Raw genomic sequence first — 1,168 nt, 5'->3', positions numbered from 1 at the left:
GGGATGCCCTTCTTGAATTGGCGATACGGACCTTAAGCAAGTCGTATCTTGCCAGTTCAGAAGGGCATTCTCGCGTTCCCACACCGCGCTAGAAGTTCATCTCATCGGTGGATCCAGGCTTAGAGTGCCTACTGTCTGAAGTTTTGTGGCAGTGGGAACCAGCAGGAGGCGCATCGAGCTCGAACGGTCCCGGATCGGCCAAGTCGCGAGGCCGAACAGCACCAGGAACACGGTGCCGAGCTGAACGACGATCGCGGTGCAGATTCCACAGCGTCACAGGCACCGTCTGCTTGCGACGAACGGACCGCACGTGGACCAGCGGGGCGCATCACCGGGTCACCACCGCGGGGCATGCGACAACGCATCGCCTGAGGGTCGCGGGGGCGACCCACCAAGAAACGGCACGCCCCTAAGTCTGAAATTCAGCAAGAGGTGTGTCAGGTTTGGGCCTGCTCCAGGAGAGCCTGATCTGAGCACTGGGGCAGGCGCGCAGTACAGGCAATGCGCGTAGGACAGGTCGTACAGATTCGGCGCGCGCAACCCCGGCTATCGAGAGGCAAGGGCTAGACGAAGGAACGTCCGCGCCAGCACCGAGGCGGCGACTGCTAGCGGCCATGCCAATCTCCCTGTAGGCGGACACGTACTTCCATGCTGACGGTCAGTTGATCTCCCTGTCCGTGGCCAAGGGATCGGGCCGTGTCGGTCCCGCGAAAAGCGCCCCTCCGGGGATGTGCTCGAGGTCTTCGACCACCTATGAGCGCTGTTCCACCGGAGGGACGCATGAAGAAGTCTGACAGGGAGATCATGGAAATTCTCGAGGCATACGACGCCACTGAAAGTGCGCACTCCGCCGCGCAGCTGGCGGGTGTGGATCCCAAGACCGTGCGGCGGTACGTCGCCGCTCGTGACCAGGGGCGTCCGGTGACCGGCGCGGGCCGCCGTCCGCGGATGGTCGATGAGCACATGCCCAAGATCGAGGAGTGGGTCGAGCGCGGCAACGGCAAGGTCCGCGCCGATATCGTCCACGAACGGCTGGTGGCGATGGGGTTCACCGGGACCGAGCGCACGACCAGGCGGGCGGTGGCGCAGGTCAAGGCCGCGTGGCGGGCCGGGCATCAGCGCACCTACCGGCCGTGGATCACCGAGCCGGGCCTGTGGCTGCAGTTCG

Annotated in this window: 1 pseudogene; it reads left to right on the top strand. The window is 64.6% G+C overall.

The annotated features are described in order from the left end of the window. Positions 1-780 precede the first annotated feature (780 nt). Positions 781-1,168: pseudogene (locus tag Q2K20_RS18110) on the top strand (IS21 family transposase); the annotation flags it as partial.

The organism is Dietzia sp. IN118, from assembly GCF_032905965.1.
Lineage (GTDB): Bacteria > Actinomycetota > Actinomycetes > Mycobacteriales > Mycobacteriaceae > Dietzia > Dietzia kunjamensis.
The sequence above is the reverse complement of the archived record's forward strand: the minus strand, read 5'-3'. Positions and strand labels throughout refer to the sequence as shown.